This window comes from Pelovirga sp. (assembly GCF_059864205.1).
Window position 1 is genome coordinate 36953 of record NZ_JCBCBS010000074.1, and the last position, 18614, is coordinate 55566.

At 53.1% G+C, this 18614-nt stretch carries 22 protein-coding genes; 6 read left to right on the forward strand and 16 right to left on the reverse strand.

The window, feature by feature from the left end; all coding sequences use genetic code 11:
- Positions 1-43 precede the first annotated feature (43 nt).
- From AC6F7T_RS04310 to ccsA, 6 genes are all read right to left on the reverse strand, one after another.
- Positions 44-1564 carry a radical SAM protein gene (locus tag AC6F7T_RS04310; protein WP_500716765.1) on the reverse strand — a complete coding sequence of 507 codons (1521 nt, stop codon included), beginning with the start codon at positions 1562-1564 and terminating at the stop codon, positions 44-46.
- 159 nt (positions 1565-1723) lie between these two features.
- Positions 1724-2728 (reverse strand): DUF3187 family protein, encoded by a 1005-nt coding sequence (locus AC6F7T_RS04315; protein ID WP_500716766.1) that lies wholly within the window; start codon positions 2726-2728, stop codon positions 1724-1726.
- Between the two features lie 90 nt (positions 2729-2818).
- Positions 2819-3124 carry an HAD-IA family hydrolase gene (locus AC6F7T_RS04320; RefSeq protein ID WP_500716767.1) on the reverse strand — a complete coding sequence of 102 codons (306 nt, stop codon included), beginning with the start codon at positions 3122-3124 and terminating at the stop codon, positions 2819-2821.
- 263 nt (positions 3125-3387) lie between these two features.
- Positions 3388-3945 (reverse strand): bifunctional nuclease domain-containing protein, encoded by a 558-nt coding sequence (locus AC6F7T_RS04325; protein WP_500716768.1) that lies wholly within the window; start codon positions 3943-3945, stop codon positions 3388-3390.
- A gap of 57 nt (positions 3946-4002) precedes the next feature.
- A complete protein-coding gene (locus AC6F7T_RS04330; RefSeq protein WP_500716769.1) occupies positions 4003-4788 on the reverse strand; it encodes a hypothetical protein in 786 nt (261 codons plus the stop codon).
- An 11-nt stretch (positions 4789-4799) separates the two neighbouring features.
- Complete coding sequence (ccsA, locus tag AC6F7T_RS04335; RefSeq protein WP_500716770.1) at positions 4800-5600, reverse strand: cytochrome c biogenesis protein CcsA; 801 nt, start codon at positions 5598-5600, stop codon at positions 4800-4802.
- Between the two features lie 411 nt (positions 5601-6011).
- Between ccsA and AC6F7T_RS04340 the strand changes: the two genes are divergently transcribed.
- The 3 genes from AC6F7T_RS04340 to AC6F7T_RS04350 are packed head-to-tail and all read left to right on the forward strand — an operon-like array spanning position 6012 to position 8024.
- The gene (locus tag AC6F7T_RS04340; protein WP_500716771.1) at positions 6012-6551 is read left to right on the forward strand and encodes an ACT domain-containing protein; all 540 of its coding nucleotides are present in this window, start codon (positions 6012-6014) and stop codon (positions 6549-6551) included.
- 3 nt (positions 6552-6554) lie between these two features.
- Entirely contained in the window at positions 6555-7064 is a 510-nt protein-coding gene (def, locus tag AC6F7T_RS04345) for a peptide deformylase (protein ID WP_500716772.1), read from the forward strand.
- 45 nt (positions 7065-7109) lie between these two features.
- Entirely contained in the window at positions 7110-8024 is a 915-nt protein-coding gene (locus AC6F7T_RS04350; protein ID WP_500716773.1) for a 2-dehydropantoate 2-reductase, read from the forward strand.
- A 23-nt stretch (positions 8025-8047) separates the two neighbouring features.
- Here AC6F7T_RS04350 and AC6F7T_RS04355 read toward each other — a convergent pair whose 3' ends face one another.
- The 3 genes from AC6F7T_RS04355 to AC6F7T_RS04365 are packed head-to-tail and all read right to left on the reverse strand — an operon-like array spanning position 8048 to position 10209.
- Entirely contained in the window at positions 8048-8329 is a 282-nt protein-coding gene (locus AC6F7T_RS04355) for a peptidylprolyl isomerase (protein ID WP_500716774.1), read from the reverse strand.
- A gap of 53 nt (positions 8330-8382) precedes the next feature.
- A complete protein-coding gene (locus AC6F7T_RS04360; RefSeq protein ID WP_500716775.1) occupies positions 8383-9495 on the reverse strand; it encodes a mechanosensitive ion channel domain-containing protein in 1113 nt (370 codons plus the stop codon).
- Positions 9496-9534: 39 nt separating this feature from the next.
- Entirely contained in the window at positions 9535-10209 is a 675-nt protein-coding gene (locus AC6F7T_RS04365) for an urease accessory protein UreH domain-containing protein (RefSeq protein ID WP_500716776.1), read from the reverse strand.
- Between the two features lie 152 nt (positions 10210-10361).
- On the opposite strand from AC6F7T_RS04365, the gene AC6F7T_RS04370 reads away from it, so the two are divergent.
- From AC6F7T_RS04370 to AC6F7T_RS04380, 3 genes are all read left to right on the forward strand, one after another.
- Positions 10362-10883 carry a nitrous oxide reductase accessory protein NosL gene (locus AC6F7T_RS04370; protein ID WP_500716777.1) on the forward strand — a complete coding sequence of 174 codons (522 nt, stop codon included), beginning with the start codon at positions 10362-10364 and terminating at the stop codon, positions 10881-10883.
- A 157-nt stretch (positions 10884-11040) separates the two neighbouring features.
- Positions 11041-11523: a YchJ family protein gene (locus AC6F7T_RS04375; protein WP_500716778.1), complete on the forward strand. Its 483-nt coding sequence runs from the start codon at positions 11041-11043 to the stop codon at positions 11521-11523.
- A 5-nt stretch (positions 11524-11528) separates the two neighbouring features.
- Positions 11529-13433, forward strand: coding sequence for an AMP-binding protein (locus AC6F7T_RS04380; protein WP_500716779.1), 1905 nt, complete (start codon positions 11529-11531; stop codon positions 13431-13433).
- Between the two features lie 33 nt (positions 13434-13466).
- Here the strand turns inward: AC6F7T_RS04380 and AC6F7T_RS04385 are convergent, their stop codons facing one another.
- The 7 genes from AC6F7T_RS04385 to dapF form a co-directional block, all read right to left on the reverse strand.
- The gene (locus AC6F7T_RS04385; RefSeq protein ID WP_500716780.1) at positions 13467-14429 is read right to left on the reverse strand and encodes a PA2778 family cysteine peptidase; all 963 of its coding nucleotides are present in this window, start codon (positions 14427-14429) and stop codon (positions 13467-13469) included.
- Positions 14430-14846 carry a PA2779 family protein gene (locus AC6F7T_RS04390; protein WP_500716781.1) on the reverse strand — a complete coding sequence of 139 codons (417 nt, stop codon included), beginning with the start codon at positions 14844-14846 and terminating at the stop codon, positions 14430-14432.
- 338 nt (positions 14847-15184) lie between these two features.
- A complete protein-coding gene (locus AC6F7T_RS04395) occupies positions 15185-15712 on the reverse strand; it encodes a DUF4124 domain-containing protein (RefSeq protein ID WP_500716782.1) in 528 nt (175 codons plus the stop codon).
- Between the two features lie 14 nt (positions 15713-15726).
- Complete coding sequence (dtd, locus tag AC6F7T_RS04400) at positions 15727-16176, reverse strand: D-aminoacyl-tRNA deacylase (protein WP_500716783.1); 450 nt, start codon at positions 16174-16176, stop codon at positions 15727-15729.
- Positions 16177-16203: 27 nt separating this feature from the next.
- Positions 16204-17070, reverse strand: a complete 867-nt coding sequence (locus AC6F7T_RS04405) for a deoxyribonuclease IV (protein ID WP_500716784.1) — start codon at positions 17068-17070, stop codon at positions 16204-16206.
- Positions 17063-17722, reverse strand: coding sequence for a pyrimidine 5'-nucleotidase (locus AC6F7T_RS04410; protein WP_500716785.1), 660 nt, complete (start codon positions 17720-17722; stop codon positions 17063-17065). Before AC6F7T_RS04410 ends, AC6F7T_RS04405 begins: the two co-directional genes overlap by 8 nt.
- 13 nt (positions 17723-17735) lie before the next feature.
- The gene (gene dapF, locus AC6F7T_RS04415; RefSeq protein WP_500716786.1) at positions 17736-18575 is read right to left on the reverse strand and encodes a diaminopimelate epimerase; all 840 of its coding nucleotides are present in this window, start codon (positions 18573-18575) and stop codon (positions 17736-17738) included.
- Between the last annotated feature and the right edge of the window lie 39 nt (positions 18576-18614).

The following is an 18614-nucleotide window of genomic DNA, read 5'->3' on the forward strand; positions in this document are numbered from 1 at the left end:
GCCTATTCACAAAACCAACGACAGAGGCGAAAGATTTTTGCCCCTACGCATTCCAGAATTCCCGTAACAAAAATTCCTTATTGGCCTCGGTAAATTGGCAATTAAAGCGTTTGGTATTGCTGCTGGCCTGATCAATTTCTTCGGTGAACATGCCGATGTAAAATCCCATCGGCTTCAGGCCTGCAAGTAACTGGTAAACCTGGGCATTGACCTCATAGGGGGTTAAATGCCGATTGTCAGATTCGGCTTGCATGTTTTTTTCGTACAATGAAGACTCTGAGGGGTTAATCGAGAGCAGGGTCAGATATTTAATGTCCATATTGTGCAACAGTTTCTGGGTTCCCTCAATATGCTGTTGCGAAAACTTCAGGCCACCCACCCCCGGCATCAACATCGCAGACACCTCGATGCCCACTGCGGCCAATTTTTTCGACGCTTCGATCATGTCATCGCGGGTGCAATCCTTGTGGATATAATGCAGAATCTCATCAGAACCGCTTTCCAGCCCCCAGTAAATAAGGGACAACCCGGCTTGCTTGAGTCGGTTCAACTGGTCAGCGGACTTTTCCAGGATTGACGTTGTCCGGCCATACAGGGAAATTTTCTCGGGCTTAAAAACGTCGGTTGCGTAACCCAGGCATCGCACCAGCAACCCGGTATCCACCCCCAGGGAATTGCCGCTGCCGATAAACAGCCGCTGGATCCGAGATTTTTCTGAACCAATAATATCAGCCACCCGGTCGACATGGTCCTTGAATTGATCGAAAGATTTAGTCACTGCCGGCAGGTCAGTATATTCAGAACAGAAGGTGCAACGATTATAATCACAGCCGGTGGTTAACTCCAAACGCAAGACGTGGGCTTTGCGCTCGGATGGCGGACAGGACAAGGTTGGAGAACTGAACAGGCTCGGATCCTGGTAGGCTCGATCAAAGCCGGGGGCAAGCACGGGGAAAATCCGGTCCGGAACACCGGCAAGTTCGTCACCATCAACCTTCAGGAAACCCGCATCAAGCAGGAATTGAACAGCGAGGTTGGAGCTAAAAGAATAGACGGCGGGATCAAGACTGGATTTCATCGCCCTTAAAAAGGAATCGTTATAGAAATACTGTGCCACGCCCGGAACATCGCCGTGCCGCGCAATAAGTTTTTCAACCGTCAACAGCTGAATCTCCTGATCAGCAATCTCGATTGATAAGGTATCAGTACCATAGGGCCCGGCCGCAAAGTAAAACCGGATCCTCGAGGAACCATTGCATTTTTCGGTGATAAAACCTTCGCTGCCGGGTCTGACATAACGACTGTCACTATCCAGCCGCACGCTGACCCGCGCCCCTTTTTCCAAGGCAGAAGAATCCTCATCCTCGATAGAACGGATAAGGGTCGGCAGCAATTGATCTTGCAAATCAGCAAAGGCTATTGTGGTTGGAAAAAGATCAGAATCAATCTCCCGGTTGATCCTGGCGGCTAAAGCACGAACCGCTTTGTTTAGAACGTCCGTCTTATCATCATGATGATTGTAGAGTGATTCGATTCCAGCAACATATGGCAATAAACTGGACATGCCACGGTTGCTGAATCTACGGATCAGTTCTTCCTGTCTGAATCTTTGACCGTAGACTTGTCTTAACATCCACAGTAGATCATCATGACTTACAAACATAGATTCACGGCCTGACAGAATTTGCAGATTTCTCCCATAGCGATCGCCTTATCATAACCCTCAAAATCGCCAATTCAAGGCGCTGTGGAACACTACATCAGCGGCGCTACCAACGACAACATCCTCGATGACCGCCAGATCCAGGCTGACTTGCTCGGAAAAATGCAATGAACCGCCGATCCCCAGCTGCAACGAAGATGCGTTGATCTCGGATAAATTGCTGTTGTCGTAAAAGGAGGTATGACCATCAAGCTGCAGCTTGAAATCGACCCAGGATAACGGCATCCAGCCGACACCAATCGAGCCAAAGCCGACCCAGCGGCGCTGCTGATCTTCCAGAACATCCCCCTTGCCCAGCCACAAGACCCCGCCACTGGCGAACAGAGTGGTGTTCCACTCACCCAAGGTCTCGGCATCACTGGCGGTTAACCGTAAATGGGCATCCATTGCGCCGCTACTACGTAGACGGCTGCTGTTGCCGGTCGGTAATTTGATGCCGGTGCGCAGGGCGACACCGCGGCGCGCAGCCGGTTCAGCAGCGAGCAACTGGTAGGAAGCAAACAGGGCGAGATCACCAACACCGCCGTTACTGCCCGAATAATCGAGGGCGGCCGAATCGTTGCGCTGGTAATAGTACCGCAATTGATCGCGACTGGCACGGTCTCGTCCCCCTTGCGGCAGACCGAAGAAATCGTGCCAACCTTCAATGAAACTGTCGAGCATACCACCATCATGGGAGATCATCGGCACATCAACGCCAACCTCCCACCTCTCGGCTAAACCATAACGCATGGAGACAATGGCGCGGCTGGTTTCTCCATCGAAAAGAACCGATTCGGCGCCCTTATCATCTTTCGTGTAATGGCTCGCCACTTCAGCAACAACCCGTAATGACAGTTCCCCTACGGCAGTGAGATCGCCGGCTTCAGCCGCCGGCAGACCATAAATCTGGATAATCGGTGACATGTTTGTGGTGTACAAGGGTTTAACCTGAATCAACTCCTGCGCTGAAGCCGACACTGTGCCTGAAAACAACAGGATAAACATGATCAGAAATATCCGCATGGGCTCTCCATTTTAACCGTTAAACGTTGTGTGTCGTGATTCTCAAAAACAGGTCCATTGGGCACCGCTTCAGCCTGCTTAGCCGCCCCGTTATATAAGTGCCTTCATCATCACCGACAACTCACGAATATCGCCAATCTTCAGGGTCGCTGCCGAGAGATCGTGGCTGGCGGTGAACTCATTATGTACAACAATACAGTCAACCCCCGCCGCCACAGCGGATTTGAGCCCGCGGGCGGAATCCTCAACCACGATAGCTTGATCGGCTGCCACTTGGAACCGGCGCAAAGCACTCAGATAAGGGTCAGGATGGGGTTTGGCGCGGGGGTAATCTTCAACCGTCAGGATAAAGTCCATATAGTCGATCATCCGCCGGTCGCGATGGACCCTGGACATAAGGATACGCTGCTCATCAATCCCACCGGCCTGCGCCAGGGTCCAGACCTTGGTTCCGTCCGCCGGCTAAGTCCTAACTCCTTGGCGCGCGCAGGCCAAATGAGGCACCGGATACTAACCCGGTGGCGTCAGCTTGAGCCCAATTAATCCAGCAATAATCAACCCCAGGCTGATCAGCTGGACGGCGACGACAGGCTCAGCGCCCAACCGATTTCAAACAGTCCGGCGGCACACAGTACCGCCCAGTTCATAGGCTCATTCCTTCAAATCCACTCAGTGGGTGGAATCTCTTCTAACGCCGGAGGATGTGCCGGTGGCACAAATTCGTCGCCATCGTGCAGATAGCCAAGGGCTTCCAGCACCCTGCGTTCGACAACAATCGGCACCCCCTGTTTCAATGCCACGGCAATGGCATCGCTGGGACGGGCGTCGATGTGGATGATCTTGTCGTCGACGCGGACCACCAGCAGCGCCAAATAGGTACTGTCACGAAAGTCGCTGACGATAACCCGCTCGAGTTGCCCATCGAACACATCCAGCAGATTGCTGATCAGATCATGGGTCATCGGCCGCGGTGTGCGTACCCCATCCAGATAGCGGCTGATGGCACCGGCTTCGGTGCTGCCGATAAAAATCGGCAAGACCAGATTCTCCGCCTCGGCATAAAGCAACACCGCCGCTGAACGGGTCAGCGGATTCGTTCCTACGCCACCGACCTTGACCGCAATCGGATCGGACTCCTGCGCCGTGAGCGGACCAGCGCTCGTGAAAATACCGAACACGACCAGAATGGTCAGGATCAGGCTATTTTGTTTTTTCATCGTGCTTCTCCCACGCTAAAACGATAATAATCGCCGAGTAGAGGTGTCCGACCAAGGTTACTCAATGTCAGGATGGTCTCCGCTGGAGCGTTTGCGATAAAAGGAAAACAATGCAACCAGCACGCCGCACCCCATGGCGACAGCCCCCGCCAGGGCCAGATTGGCACCAGGATCATAGTTGACGGTCATTAAACTGTAGGTGCGCAACCGCCCCCCCATCATGACCTGACCGGCATCGGTCGGAATCACCACCAGCCCACGCCAGGTCAGGGGATGGTTAACCCGCGCCTCGACCTGTTTAAGCAATGAGTCATCACGATACAGCGCCAAGGTGTTGGCCAGCTCCATGATGCGCCCCCCAGGGCCTGCCAGCGGTTTCACCTCCTCGAGCTTGAGAACAAGCCCGTAAGGGGGTAATTCAACCCTCTGACCGACAAAGATCGGTTGTCCGCCGGCGCGATAACCGGCCAGATTGCCCCACAAAAAAGCGCAGACAATCAAAAAAAATCCGAAATGGATAAGATATTCGCCACTTTTGCGCCAGCGCGAGCGGAGATGCAACAACCAGTCAATCACGCAGCACAGGGTGTTTAACCCAAGCAGCAGCACCAGCACTGCCGCCACCGGCACCCACCAGGTAAGGGCTGGCGACTGGAGGGCAATGTCAACCAGCCAGTCCTTGAGGATCTTCTCGTCAAGGGGGGCAAACACCCGCGGGTTTGCCGGCATCAATAATGACCCACCCACTGCCATCAAGGTAGCACAACTGGCCAGGACAATCGCCAGCTTCAGCGAACAGAGCAGCGACCAAAGACGCTGAAACCATGAGAGGTTTGCTGACATCCCAACCTCCATCACGTCAAGGGGTGGTTACTGCTGAGCAGCACACCAATCCCGATATAGGTAAACAGAACCAGGGCAAAACCGGCGATCGACAGGATAGCGTAACCGGTGCCCTGCCAGCGCCGCACGAACTTGGCGTGACACATGCCGCCGTAAAAGAGCCACACCAAACTTGACCAGACCCCCTTGATATTCCAGGAGAAGTAATACCCCCAGGCAACATAGGCCCAGATGCCGCCAAAGATCAGGCACAGAGTGAACAGACAGAAGCCGAGAAAAACCGCCTCCTCGTTGATTTTGCGCAGCAGCTTCAGTTCCGGTAGCAGGGAACTGCCGACCCAGCGCTGCGCCAGATACAGCACCCCCATGGAAAACGCCATGGCAAAAAAAGCGTAGCCGGCAAACGAAGTAGTCACGTGCAGAGTAAACAGGGGGGTATCCAGTGCCGCAATCAGGGGTGGAATCGCCGGATCACGGGTCAGCACACTGGCAAACAGCAGCAGACAGCAAAACATCACAAACAGGCCGGCGCCGTGAATCCGGTAACGTAATTCGACGTACAGATAGGTCGCTGCCAGACACCAGCTGAAAAAAAACTGGGTATTGAACAGATTGGTGATCGGCAGGTAGCCGGCGATAATCCAGCGCAATGCCAGGCATAATGTCTGTAGCCCAAAACCGAGGAGTACCATCACAAAAGCACTGCGCCACAACCAGGTCAGACGCCGGCGGAAATGGCACACATAAAGGAACACTGCTACGACATAGGAGAAAAACGCTCCATAGATCAGCCCGTGTTGTAGTTCAGGCATAAAAAACCCTCTTTAGGTGCAGGTTCAAAACGATCTGATGATTTATCCGTTGATCTTTTATCAATCCAGGAAACTCCAGTCGGTCATAGCCCGAAAAAACCGTATCGGGCTATTTTTAGCGTTACCTGTTGACCCTTGGCAAGTTCTATCGAACCAGTCAAAAATTAAAGTATCTGTTTTGCAGCGGATCGGGGATCCATTCTTTGACAGCCTAAAATCTCACTGGATTCCCGCTTTCGCCGGAATAACGATGTGAGTTCAACTTTTACCTGTTTTGTCGCCGAAGCAATAATATCCGTCATCGGAAAAAGATCCGCCCCCCTGCGAATCTAAAAAACCCCTGCTCTTGCCTGCCTATTACAATTCAGGCATTATCGATTTCTGTCAGTTTCTTATTTATAAGGAGGAGCCATGCAATATTTTGCCCTGACCATTATTGGCCGTGACCGTCCTGGTATTGTTGCCCAGGTAACCAAAATTCTCTTCCACCTCGGCTTCAATATCGCCGACTCAAGCTGTTCGATCTTAGGTGGTCAATTTTCCATGATCCTGATCATCTCCAACCCGCACATCACCTCCAAGGATCAATTCGAAGAGGATTTCCGTCATCTCGAAGAGACCAACCTGTCAGTTTTCATCCGCACCATGAAACCCGGTGGCGAGATTCGCCCCGATCTTGAGGGTGAACAGTGCATGATTTCAGTCTACGGTGCCGACAAACCGGGAATCGTCTATCAGGTCGCCAGGGTTCTGGGTGAGCGCCAAATCAATATTACCGACCTCAACACCAAGCTGATCGGTACGGCGGAAAGACCAGTCTACATCATGATGATTGAAGCAGTACTGCCACCACTGATTGAAATCGAAACAGTGGAAAACTGGATGACAGAGTTAAAGAAGGAATTGCAGGTGGATATTTCTGTACGCTCATTGATAGCAGTGGAGTTGTAACTGATGGCTGTAAAAACCGTTCTGGTGTATCCGGACCCACTGCTCAAAGAAGTTTCAGCGCCTGTAGAGAAATTTGATGACTCTATACACAGTCTGCTCCAGGATCTGGTTGACACTATGGTCGCGGCCGGCCATTCGGTTGGCATTGCGGCACCACAGATCGGCGATCTGCGCCGGGCTGTTGTGGTGGATGTATCAAACAGCAAACTGGGAAAAAAACAGGAAAATCATGGCTTGATGCAGATGGTCAACCCGGAAATCATTGAGCGCGAAGGGTCGTGCGAAGCCCGTGAAGGCTGTATGTCAGTTCCAGACTATACCGGCAACGTCACCCGGGCTGAAGCAATTGTTGTCCAGTATCAGGATGAAAAAAACACCCGCTGCGTTATTCGCGCCGAAGGGTTTGAGGCAATTGCCATCCAACACGAAATCGATCATCTGAACGGCCTGCTCTTTCTTGATCGGGTTTCGAGTTTAAAAACCGGACTGTTCCGGCGTAAAAAAGCGTCCTGAACCCTGCTGAACTCAGCAAATTTCCCGTTTTTCAGGAAGACTTATATGCGCTCCATTGAAAAAGTCGTTATTGTCGGGGCCGGTGCCCTTGGTGCTTTTTATGCCAGTCGCTTTATCAGTGCAGGCACATTTTCCGTTGCGGTGACTGCCGAAGGAGCCAGAGGGAAAGCCTTACGCGAGGAGGGCTTGCGGGTCAACGGCCAACACTTCCGCGTGGACGTTATCACCCCGTCCCAATGCCGGGGCCCTGCTGATCTGGTCATCGTCGCCCTCAAGGATTATCAGCTAGCCGATGCCATGCCGCTGATTCGCTCTCAGGTCGCCCCGGAAACAGCCGTTCTTGCGGTGATGAACGGGCTTGACAGCGAAGAACAGATCGCCGCCGGATGCGGTTTCGGCCAGGTGCTTTACTGTGTTGCCGTCGGCATTGACGCGGTCCGTGACAAAGGTCAGGTGACCGTTACCAATGTCGGCCGGTTAATCTTCGGCAGAGCCTGGAATGAAGGGGAAGATCTCCTGGTCAGCGCAGTCCAGCAAGCCCTCGACCAAGCCGACCTGTCCTGGGAAACGCCAACGGACATGCTACGGATGTTGTGGTGGAAATTCATGGTCAATGTCGGCATCAACCAGGCCTCGGCCATATTGCGGGCCCCTTACGGGGTTTTTCAGCAATCCGCCAGTGCCCGCGCCGTGGTAGATACCCTGATGCGGGAAGTTATTACCCTGGCACAAGCGGAAGGAATCAATCTCACCGAGCAGGATCTTGAGGTCTGGCCGCCGGTACTCAATGCCTTGTCACCGGTGGGCAAAACCTCCATGCTTCAGGATGTGGAAGCAGGGCGCCGTACCGAGGTCGACATGTTTGCCGGCAAGGTGGTCAGGCTCGGTGAGAAATACGGTATCCCTGTTCCAGCAAACCGGATAATGCTTGACCTCCTCCATGCGCTGGAAGGACGTTGAACTTGGTATGATTCTGACCGGTTTCACCCCGTACGGCTGGTAATTTCAATCAGATGATAACCAAATTGGGTTTTGACCGGGCCCAGAACCTTGCCGATGTCGCCGGAAAAAACCACCTCGTCAAACTCCCTGACCATCTGTCCGGGAAAAAATTCTCCCAGTGCGCCACCCTGTTTACCGGAGGGGCATTTTGAATGTTGCTTCGCCACAGCGGCAAAATCCTCACCGGCTTCAATCATTTTTTTCAAGGTATTACAATCTGCCTCTGACGGCACCAGAATGTGCCGCGCGCTTGCTTTTGCCATATAGTCCTATCTCCTTACGCATTTAAGTATGAGGATGACCCGACAGCCTGGAGTTAATGCTCCTGTGGATCGGGTTCCGGTGATTCGAGGTGAATCGTCTGGGTCGGGAAGGCGATTTCGGCACCGTTATTTTCAATGATTCCCATAATCTTAAGCATCACATCCTCCTTGATACCATGGAATTCCACCCAGTTGGTGGTTTTGGTAAAAGTGTAAACCATAAAATCGATGGAAGAAGCGGCAAAGCGATTAACATTGACAATCATTGTCAGATCGGCGGCGATGTCCGGATGCGCGCACAGCATCTCTTTGACCTGTTTGACGATCGTGGCGACTTTGTTGCCATCGGCATAACGTACCCCGATGTTTTCAAAAATACGCCGGTTAGTCATCCGCGACGGATTTTCCACAGAAATTGTAGCGAACGTTGCATTGGGAACATATAAAGGGCGTTTGTCAAAGGTACGGATACAAGTCAAACGCCAGCCGATGTTTTCAACTGTCCCCTCAATCTCCTTATCAGGAGAACGCACCCAATCGCCGACCCTGAATGGTTGATCCAGATAGATCATCAAGCCACCGAAAAAATTGGCGAGTAGATCCTTGGCGGCAAAACCGACAGCGATACCACCAATACCGCCAAAGGCTAAAACACCTGAGATACTGAAGCCCAATGTCTGCAGGACAACCAGTGCAGTTGTTATCAGCACCGATAATCGTAATAATTTGCCCAGAGCCGATGCGGTTGTTGCATCAAGGGGCTTTTCCACGCGTTTTGGGCTTTGAATTGTCGCTTCACCCTTATTGATCAAGCCGGTCATAAACCAGGCAAAGATCACAATAAAGGAAACTTCACGGATCGGATCGATAAAATTAAAAATCGGCTCATTCGAAACCTGACGAACAACTTCAGTCGCCCATAACAGGCCATTGAGCCAGATAAAAATCCGCACCGGCTTGCGGGCTGAACTGATGAGCAAATCATCCCAGAAGGTTTTGGTGGTCAGCGCCGTTTTTTCGAGACGGTCAAAAACCCTTTTGACCCCATAACTGACAAAGGATGTCAGCAGGACAATGATAAAAGCCTGGATGATCCAGGCATAATTTCCACTGAGATGAAGTGTATTCAAGAACTGAACAATGATTTTATTGACTGATTCTTCCATCGACTTCTCCAGATCGTTTTTAAAAAACGCCCGCTAGCGCTAGTGACAAACGATACCCATGGTCAGATGCCGGAACAGATTGTAACAGCCCATCAGGGCCACCAGCAAGCCGGCAGCTTTAAGCATCCAGTTGCGTTTGCGGCTGAACCACTGGGCTGCGCCGCCGACCAGAAACAGAGACGGAATGGTGCCAACCCCGAAAGCGATCATCGTCACGGCGCCGCGTAGCGGATCAGCACTACCGGCGGCGGTGATTGCCATGGCATATAACAGGCCACAGGGCAAAAACCCGAACAGCAACCCCAGAGGCAAAGCTGACAGCGCCGGCGGAAATCGACGCAACCCTTTGACCGCACGGGCGAGATACTGAACGGGGCCGGCAAACTCAAGAGCCATGAGATTGATCCGTTTGAACAACCCGGCGCTGCCAAGGCCAATAAGAATGACAAGAAGATCACTGAAAATCAACAGACCAAGGGTCACCTGCTGATAAGAGCTGCTCAGCGCCAGCGCCGCACCAAGCCAGCCAACCACCAGGCCGATCAGTCCGTAGGTGATGGTTCTGCCGACATTATAAAGCAGATGGAACAAGGGGCCGCTGTTGCGCCCATCAGCCGTCAGCGACAATGCGGTAACAATACCGCCACACATGCCAATGCAGTGGGCGGAACCGAATAATCCGGTCATCAATGCCAGGGAATAAAGGGGGTCCATCTGCTGTCATCCTTCGCTGCTGCAGCATCAGCCGGCTTGGGGCAATAATTCGCCGGGCTCTTGTCGTTAAAGCCTTTTACTGGTAAAAGGATGCGATCAGGTTTTTGTGCCTATGCTATGTCAATGACGCCCCAGCTTAAGAGGAGATTATCGTGAAAAAAACCATTCTGCTGTTTTTTCCCCTGCTACTTGTGGCCACCCTTGTTATCAGCTCTCAGAGCGACATTGTCAACCACCCGTCTTGCCCCTATTGCGGAATGGATCGTAGCAAATTCTCCTTCAGCCGCATGCTGCTTATTTATGATGACGGCAGTGAAGTTGGCACCTGCAGTGTCCGCTGTGCGGCAGTAGACATGGTTAACAATCTCGACAAGGCACCGGTACAGATGCTGGTCGGTGACTATTTCACCGATGAACTGATTGACGCTGAAACTGCTATCTGGGTGATTGGTGGTGACCGCCCCGGGGTCATGAGTCGCCGTGCCAAATGGGCCTTTGCCGACCAATCCGGCGCAGAAGACTTCTTGGCAGAAAACAATGGCGACCTGGCGAACCTTGAAGAAGCCCTGCAGGCGGCCTATACCGATCTTTACGAAGACACGCGGATGATCCGTGAACGCCGTAAAGCCCGGCGGGCACGCATGGCAGCGGAGCAAACAACAGCGAATCAGTAATTTTGTTGAGCCTTCTGCAGAAATTGTCGATTCGTCATTCCCGAAATGATATTCATCGGGAATCCGGTCCAGCAATGCTTGAACATTCTGGATCCCCGACAAAGACGTTCGCTGATGGCATTCTTTGTCAGCAACATAGTGAAACAAGGAGACACCCATGAGACGTTGTCCGTGCGGCACAAACAGGGATTATGCCGACTGCTGTGAGCCGGTAATCAAGGGGAACAGAATCGCGGCAACAGCTGAAGAATTGATGCGTGCCCGTTACAGTGCCCACGACAAGGTGGCGGTTGATTTTCTTTACAACAGCACCCACCCGGACCATCGCAGCAATTACGACCACAAAGGCACCAAAAGCTGGGCCGAAAAATCCCAGTGGCTGGGTCTCGAAGTCGTCGCAACAAGCACAGGAGGCGCTGACGATGAGCGCGGCGAGGTCGAATTCATCGCGCGTTTTCGCGACAAAGGAGTGATCCGTAATCATCATGAACGTGGGCACTTTGTCAAAGTCGACGACCATTGGCTGTTTACCGAAGGGGAAATGATCAAATCCCCACCGGTGACGGTTTCCAAGGTCGGGCGTAACGACCCGTGCAGCTGTGGCAGTAGTAAAAAATTCAAAAAGTGCTGCGGTCAATAACGTCTATGGTTACCGCGGTCGCGCCACAGGGAACCCTGTTTGACACCTTACTTGCCAGCTGTGAGAACTACGCTGGCCACAACGCTTTTACCTACCGCGCCGCCGGCAGCGAATTTCACGTCAGTTATGCCAAGCTCTTTGATGATGCGTTGATTCTTGCCAAAGCCTTTGCCTCCCACAAGGTTGGCAAGGGGAGCAAGGTCATGCTGTTATCGGACAACCGCTACGGCTGGATAGTCACCGACTTTGCCCTGATCTCTCTAGGAGCGATCAGCGTGCCGCGCGGCAGCGACACCCCCACCCGGGAGCTCGAATATATTCTTGGAAACGCCGACTGCGAGTTTCTGGTAATAGAAACAGAAGCGCTGCTCAAAGCCCACAGCCCGATGCTCAAAAAGACGAAGAAACTACGGTCGATTTTCGTCATCGAAGGGGGGAAAACCCACCGCTGGTTTGATACTGTCTACAGCTACAACGACATTCTTGACGACCGCACGATCTCCCCGAGCGAACGCGAGGAATTTATCGCCCGGCGCTACGCCCTGGACCTTGATGACACCTTTACCCTGATCTACACCTCGGGAACCACCGGCAACCCCAAGGGGGTCATCCTGACCCACCGCAACATTATGTACAATGTTCTCACCCTGCCGGAAATCATCGCCCTGAAAGAAACTGACAGCTTTGTCTCGATTCTGCCCAGCTGGCATATTTTTGAGCGGGCGTGCGAATATCTGGCCCTGTCACAAGGGTGCTGCACCGTTTACTCGTCGGTTAAAACCTTTGCCGCCGATCTGGAAACCTACCAGCCGACCCTGGTAGCAACGGTGCCGCGCCTGTGGGAATCGATGTACAGCAAGATCAATCAGACCCTCGAAAAGCAGAATCCGCGCAAGGCGCGCATTTTCAAAAAGCTTGTAGCTATCTCTGCCACTTACCGTTTTCACCGGCGCCGCCTGAAAAACCAGCTACCACGCTTCCACCAGCCCAATCCTCTGGTTGCTGCCGGGCAAAAACTGGTTTCCTTTGGTATCTTGCTCACCCTGTTTTTGCCTTATTGTTTTGCCCAAAAAAACCTCGCGGCAGTTCAGATGCGCTTTGGTGGACGCTTACGCATGGCGATCAGTGGCGGCGGCAGTTTGCCTGCCTATCTGGATGAGTGGATCGATGCCATCGGCATCCGTATCGTCAACGCCTACGGTATGACCGAATGCGCGCCGGCCATTGCCGGGCGCGCCCTGAATTGCGAGATTTTCGGCACCCTGGGTCCACCGACCAAAGGAACGGAGCTGCGCATTGTCGCAGATGATGGCCAAATACTGGCTGCCGGCGAAGAGGGGGAGATTCAGGTGCGCGGAGAGCAGGTGTTCCCCGGTTACTACGAAAATGATGAGGAAAACGCTGCGGCTTTTACCGCTGACGGTTTTTTTCGTACCGGTGATCTGGGCAAACTGACCTTGAGCGGTGAGTTGGTGATCACCGGCCGCTCGAAGGAGATCATTGTCCTGGCCAGCGGTGAGAATATTGATCCCAGCCGGATTGAATCGACCATTACCCAACTCCCCTTTGTTACTGACGCAGTTCTGGTCGGCCAGGATAAAAAAGGGCTGGGGGCATTGATCGTCCCCGATCTGGATCTGTTACGCGAGTTTATCGCCGACAAGGCTGAGCAACTGGCAGAAACCAAGGACCAGTTGCTTGCTGACCAAAAGGTCCTCGATCGGGTGAAGGCAGAAATCAATAAACTACTGAATACCAAAAAGGGGTTCAAGCCCTTTGAAAAGCTGCAGAACATTCATTTTCTTGATAAGGAATTTACCGCCGGCGAAGAGTTGACCAACACCCTGAAAAAAAAGCGTCACGTCATCGAAACCAAGTACCGCGAAATTATCGCTAAACTGCTTAAATGACGCTTGGTTCAGCTGGCTTGGCGGGCCCGCAATTTAGTTGGACTGTCCTTCGCCGGCAAGGATTTTCCGGCGGGTCTGCTGGTACGCATCCTGAAATTCTCCCCCGCGGAAGATGGCTTCGTCAATCACTTCCAGCGCCTGCGCGCGCTGACCTGCTTCTGCCAGAACCAAAGCCAGGTTATTCAGCGGAATGCCGTTGTCCGGTTGCACCGCCGCCGCCTGGCGAAAAGCGCTGATGGCGGTGTCCATATCTCCAGCTTGGTAACTACTGTTGCCCACTCCCATCCAGCCGACAAAACTGCTGGGCCAAGCATTAACCGCAGTAAGATAGGCCGTCTTGGCTGCCGCATAGTGCTGCGCCCGCTCCAGTCCGACCACGGCATTCAGAAAAGCGGTTTCGGTAGCGCTGGCCGGCAGTACATCCGGAGGAACAACCACCAGCCCCCAATAATCGCCCCGGCGCCAGGTGCGTTCAAACACCCCCATAGACATCCGCAATTCGGGATAGATCCCGGAGTGGAGCAGTACCGTTCCAGCACCCTGATCATAACCAATCACGACGGCATAGTGCCACTGGGGATACCAGGATAAACCGAGGTTCTGGAGTATCATCACCGGTTGCCCGCCGTTAAGCTCAGCCACCAGGGATGACCAACCGCTAAGCTGATACGCCACATAACCCTGGCGGCGGGCTGCGCTAATGATAGAGGGCTGCAGACTCCCCTTTATCGACGGTGAATAAACCTGCTCCACCAGTTGTGACAACTCCACCTCGGCGCCGTTCCAGGCTAACAGCATGGCCAACGCGGCCGGCCCACACTGATATTCTTCCTGCGCAAAGAAAGGAACTCCGGCAAGTTGCCGGCGCTCCTGCTCATGGCGCAAGACATCCCGATACTGATAGGTGCTACAGCCACTGGTAAAAAGGATAATAATAAAAAAAAGAGCGCAGGCAAGCCAAGGCCAACCTGCGCCACCATTTGTAGCTGACGGCATTTAACGGATCGGTTTGGTAAAGGGAAATACCTTGGTAAATCCTAAGACATCAGTAATCAGCAGCACGATAAAAACGAAAACCACCGCACCAATAACCGCTCCAAAAGATGCCCCCGCCGGCAAGTGCTCAATCTCATTGGCAAGCAAAGCAATTTCCGCATCGCTGAGGGTCGCCACGCGGGCAGCTACCTCATCGACCGCAACACCTTGATTGGCCATTGCCTGCTTCACTTCCTCGCGGGCAAGAAAATCCATCACCTGCTCCCGCGCAGCGTCATTTGTCTGTGCTGTCAGAACTGTATCGGTGCTGATCATTCCGGCTTGTGCGGTACGAATGCCGACATCAACGGTAAGAAAGCAAAAAGCAAGCAGCAGGCACATGGGTTTAGCAACATATTGAAGAATCCGCGGTTTCATCGATATCTCTCCTTTTTATTAGAATTGAGGTTGACCAGTTAACGGACGAGAACCTTAAAAGCTAAGCATATCATAGTTTAAAAGTTTTACGTAAAACCCTGTCACACGCTTCAGCCATCACCGGTTGCTATCTGTTCTGCTGCAAGGGTCTCAACAATCAATTGTTTAACCGCGTGTGCTGCAGGAGAGAGGGTGCGATGGCGCAATTCAGCTACGGCAACTAACATCGATCATCAACAAGTTCACTTTTGTCTCTTTGATTAGGTTTTTTATCAGCATATTCGTGCCTGGCCAGTTGCCAATCGAAGGGCTTCATAGCGTGTCTTTTATTAGAACAATCAGGGCTCGGGAATCTGCTCGAGAATCGTCCGTACCTGTTCTGAGGTTCTGATCGACACTCGCTGCCGCTCAAGATCGGCCAGCATCCGTTGCTTACCGCTGCGGGCAGCAGCCATTTCATCCACTGCAAACTCAATCGTCCGGCGTGATTCGGCACTCCAGCGCCTGATGGCATTGCGGCGTTCCTGCTGCGCCCGATCAAACCTGTCAGCCAGCCCTTGCGCCTCCCTGATCAGTTGCTCCTCGCGCTGCTGCTGCTCCTGTTGCTGCCGCTGTTGCTCAAGCAGCTGGCGCTGATATTCTGAACGGTGATCGACTGCAGGTGCAGGAGTACGCTCCGGAACAAAATGAAGGTTATCCGGATCACTGGCCTCTACTTCATGTACATCAGCCCGGCATTCATCCGGCAGCGCTTGTAAATTATCAGTCACATGCAATCGCCCCTCACTATCGCGACAGCTATACAGCGTTGCTGCCGCCACCAGTGGAAGAGAGACAAAAACAATCATCAGAATCAGTATTCTCATTTGTAAACTCCTGCTCATAACAGTTTTCTGCTGTCAATAAGCATGGTCACCGGCCCATCATTCACCAGATCCACTGCCATGTCAGCACGAAACACCCCGTTCTGCACCTTGACCCCCGAACCTTTTAACAACGCAACAACATGATCACACAAGGGCTCGGCCAATTCCGGCGGCGCCGCATGTGAGAAACCGGGGCGCCGTCCTTTGCGACAATCAGCAAGAAGGGTAAACTGCGACACCACCAGCACCTCTCCCTGAATAGCGGCGACAGATAGATTCATCTTACCCGCCGCATCTTCGAAAATCCGTAGACCGGCGATCTTGTCGGCGAGATAAGCGGCGTCCTTGTGGTCATCCCCCTGCTCTATCCCGATCAGCACCAGCAATCCAGTTCCGATCGTTGCAACTTTTTTTTCTGCTACCGTCACTCCCGCCTGGGTGACGCGTTGAACAACCGCGCGCATAATTTGTCCTCTTTTAAAGATTCAGCTCTATGGTTGCGCCAGATGTCGTAACAGGGCCAGATTTTCCAGATCGTAACAGTTGCTTTCGCCCGGCGGCGTTTCGATAATTTTGGGACAATCGGCAAAGCGCTGATCCTGCATCAGACACCGAAAGCCCTCAACGCCGATCAACCCCTGCCCGACATGTTCGTGACGATCTACCCTGGAACCCAGGGGTTTTTTACTGTCGTTCAAGTGAAAGAGCTGCACAAGATCAATACCGATCAACCGGTCAATCAGCTCCATCAGTTGTTCGTAGCCCTGAGAGGTACTGATATCGTAGCCGGCAGCAAAGGCGTGACAGGTATCCAGACAGACACCAAAACGTCCGGGATCGAGGAGTTCAAGCGCCCAGGCCAACTCATCAAGCGACGCCCCGAGGGAATGGCCCTGGCCGGCGGTATTTTCCAACAGGATGGTTACCTCATCACCGACTTGCCGGCAAATCTGCTCAAAACTTCGACACAAGGTTGTCAACCCGGCAGTAACCCCTTCCCCCTTGTGCGAGCCGGGATGAATAACCAGTGACTCGATCCCGAGCCGCCGACAGCGATCAAGTTCGTCCAGGCAGGTGAGAATCGAGCGTTGCCGTTGATCCGGATCGGGACTGGCGAGATTGAGCAGATAACTGCTGTGGGCAGCAACGTAGCGTACTGTACTTGTTTTTCGTGCCGCACGAAACGCCGCAACGGTTTCTTCGCTCAGGGGTGGAACCTGCCAGCGACTGGCATTACGGGTAAACACCTGAATGGCGGTAGCGCCGATGACGCCGGCCCGGGAAAAAGCCTGTTCCATTCCCCCGGCAATCGACACATGGGTGCCGAGCAATAATTGCGAGGTGGCAGGCTCAGCCATCAACGAAACCGGCACACCAACGACTGAGTAAAGGCGCGATGTCACCCACTGCCTGAAGATGACTGTCAACCCACGAAACATCCCTTCCAGCCTGATCTTCAGGAGCAACCAGGACGGTGGTCATACCGAATGTTTTTGCCGTTTGCAGATTCTGCAACTGATCTTCAACCATCACACAGTCTTCTCCCTGCAGAGCAAGCCGCCCCAGCACCTGCTGATAGGGGTCAGGGTTGGGTTTGGGCTGGTATCCCGCAATCCGGATATCAAAGACATCAACAAACAGGTCAGCGATACCAAGAGCACCCAGCACCCGATCAGCGTGACCACGCGAACCGTTGGTAAAGACATAGCTGGGGATGCCGGAATCCTTGAGAACAGCGCGCAGGGCAGGATCAGGCACCAGACGACTAGCAACATCGACATCATGAACGTAGTCGAGATAATCCTCCGGATCGACCTCATGATGACGAATCAGCCCCAGCAGGGTGGCCCCATAGTCGTGCCAGTAGCGACGCCGCAATCCATCGACGTCGGCCAGGGCAATACCGGCTACCTCTTCCATATAGCGGTTGATGCGTACATCAATCAAGGAAAACAGATCACAGCCCGGCGCATAAAGTGTGTTATCCAGATCAAAAAGTACCGCTTTCATCCTGTAACCTTTTTTAGCCTGGGGCATAAATCCCGCTGAATACTTCGACCGCCGGACCGGTCATCAACACCTCACCGTCATCAAGCCACTCCAGGTACAGATCTCCACCCCGCAGGTGGTTGGTAATTCTGCCCTCGGACCGCCCGGTCACCACTCCGGCAACCGTCACCGCGGCCGCGCCGGTACCGCAGGCCAGGGTTTCACCGGCACCACGCTCCCAGGTGCGCTGAATTACCTCACCAGGAGAAAGAATCTGGACAAATTCGACGTTGGTGCGCCTGGGAAACCAGGCATGATGCTCAATCAGCGGACCAATCTGGTGAACCGGAAACTGCTCCACATCGTCGACATAGATCACCGCATGGGGATTACCCATGGAAACGCAGGTCAGTTCGAGACGCCGACCGGCGATATCAACAGGAACATTCAGCACCTGTTCGCCGGCCGGGCCGATCATTGGTATCTCAGCTCTGGTCAAACGGGGTCGACCCATGGCGACACGCACCTGATCAACCCGACCGTCATGATTGACAAACAGATGAAGCGCCAGAACGCCGCTCCCGGTTTCAACGCTGATGTCGGTTTTTCGGGTGAGGCCATGATCGTAGGCATATTTGGCAACGCAGCGAATGCCATTGCCGCACATCTCTGCCTCACTCCCGTCGGCATTGAACATGCGCATCCGCAAATCGGCCTGGCCTGAGGGCAAAATCAGGATCAACCCGTCAGAACCAACGCCGAAGTTGCGATGACTGATTTCTTGAGACAAGCTCACCGGATCGTCAATCTGCTCCTCAAAACAGTTGATATAAACGTAGTCGTTACCGGCGCCATGCATTTTGGTGAATTTCATTGACTCATCGCTCCATTTTCCATGGTTGTCGCTGCCCAA

Coding starts and splice junctions, on each gene's coding strand:
- AC6F7T_RS04310 (WP_500716765.1), bottom strand. CDS start 1,564: ATGTCCAGTTTATTGCCATATGTTGCTGGAATCGAATCACTCTACAAT.
- AC6F7T_RS04315 (WP_500716766.1), bottom strand. CDS start 2,728: ATGCGGATATTTCTGATCATGTTTATCCTGTTGTTTTCAGGCACAGTG.
- AC6F7T_RS04320 (WP_500716767.1), bottom strand. CDS start 3,124: ATGTCCAGGGTCCATCGCGACCGGCGGATGATCGACTATATGGACTTT.
- AC6F7T_RS04325 (WP_500716768.1), bottom strand. CDS start 3,945: ATGAAAAAACAAAATAGCCTGATCCTGACCATTCTGGTCGTGTTCGGT.
- AC6F7T_RS04330 (WP_500716769.1), bottom strand. CDS start 4,788: ATGTCAGCAAACCTCTCATGGTTTCAGCGTCTTTGGTCGCTGCTCTGT.
- ccsA (WP_500716770.1), bottom strand. CDS start 5,600: ATGCCTGAACTACAACACGGGCTGATCTATGGAGCGTTTTTCTCCTAT.
- AC6F7T_RS04340 (WP_500716771.1), top strand. CDS start 6,012: ATGCAATATTTTGCCCTGACCATTATTGGCCGTGACCGTCCTGGTATT.
- def (WP_500716772.1), top strand. CDS start 6,555: ATGGCTGTAAAAACCGTTCTGGTGTATCCGGACCCACTGCTCAAAGAA.
- AC6F7T_RS04350 (WP_500716773.1), top strand. CDS start 7,110: ATGCGCTCCATTGAAAAAGTCGTTATTGTCGGGGCCGGTGCCCTTGGT.
- AC6F7T_RS04355 (WP_500716774.1), bottom strand. CDS start 8,329: ATGGCAAAAGCAAGCGCGCGGCACATTCTGGTGCCGTCAGAGGCAGAT.
- AC6F7T_RS04360 (WP_500716775.1), bottom strand. CDS start 9,495: ATGGAAGAATCAGTCAATAAAATCATTGTTCAGTTCTTGAATACACTT.
- AC6F7T_RS04365 (WP_500716776.1), bottom strand. CDS start 10,209: ATGGACCCCCTTTATTCCCTGGCATTGATGACCGGATTATTCGGTTCC.
- AC6F7T_RS04375 (WP_500716778.1), top strand. CDS start 11,041: ATGAGACGTTGTCCGTGCGGCACAAACAGGGATTATGCCGACTGCTGT.
- AC6F7T_RS04380 (WP_500716779.1), top strand. CDS start 11,529: ATGGTTACCGCGGTCGCGCCACAGGGAACCCTGTTTGACACCTTACTT.
- AC6F7T_RS04385 (WP_500716780.1), bottom strand. CDS start 14,429: ATGCCGTCAGCTACAAATGGTGGCGCAGGTTGGCCTTGGCTTGCCTGC.
- AC6F7T_RS04390 (WP_500716781.1), bottom strand. CDS start 14,846: ATGAAACCGCGGATTCTTCAATATGTTGCTAAACCCATGTGCCTGCTG.
- AC6F7T_RS04395 (WP_500716782.1), bottom strand. CDS start 15,712: ATGAGAATACTGATTCTGATGATTGTTTTTGTCTCTCTTCCACTGGTG.
- dtd (WP_500716783.1), bottom strand. CDS start 16,176: ATGCGCGCGGTTGTTCAACGCGTCACCCAGGCGGGAGTGACGGTAGCA.
- AC6F7T_RS04405 (WP_500716784.1), bottom strand. CDS start 17,070: ATGGCTGAGCCTGCCACCTCGCAATTATTGCTCGGCACCCATGTGTCG.
- AC6F7T_RS04410 (WP_500716785.1), bottom strand. CDS start 17,722: ATGAAAGCGGTACTTTTTGATCTGGATAACACACTTTATGCGCCGGGC.
- dapF (WP_500716786.1), bottom strand. CDS start 18,575: ATGAAATTCACCAAAATGCATGGCGCCGGTAACGACTACGTTTATATC.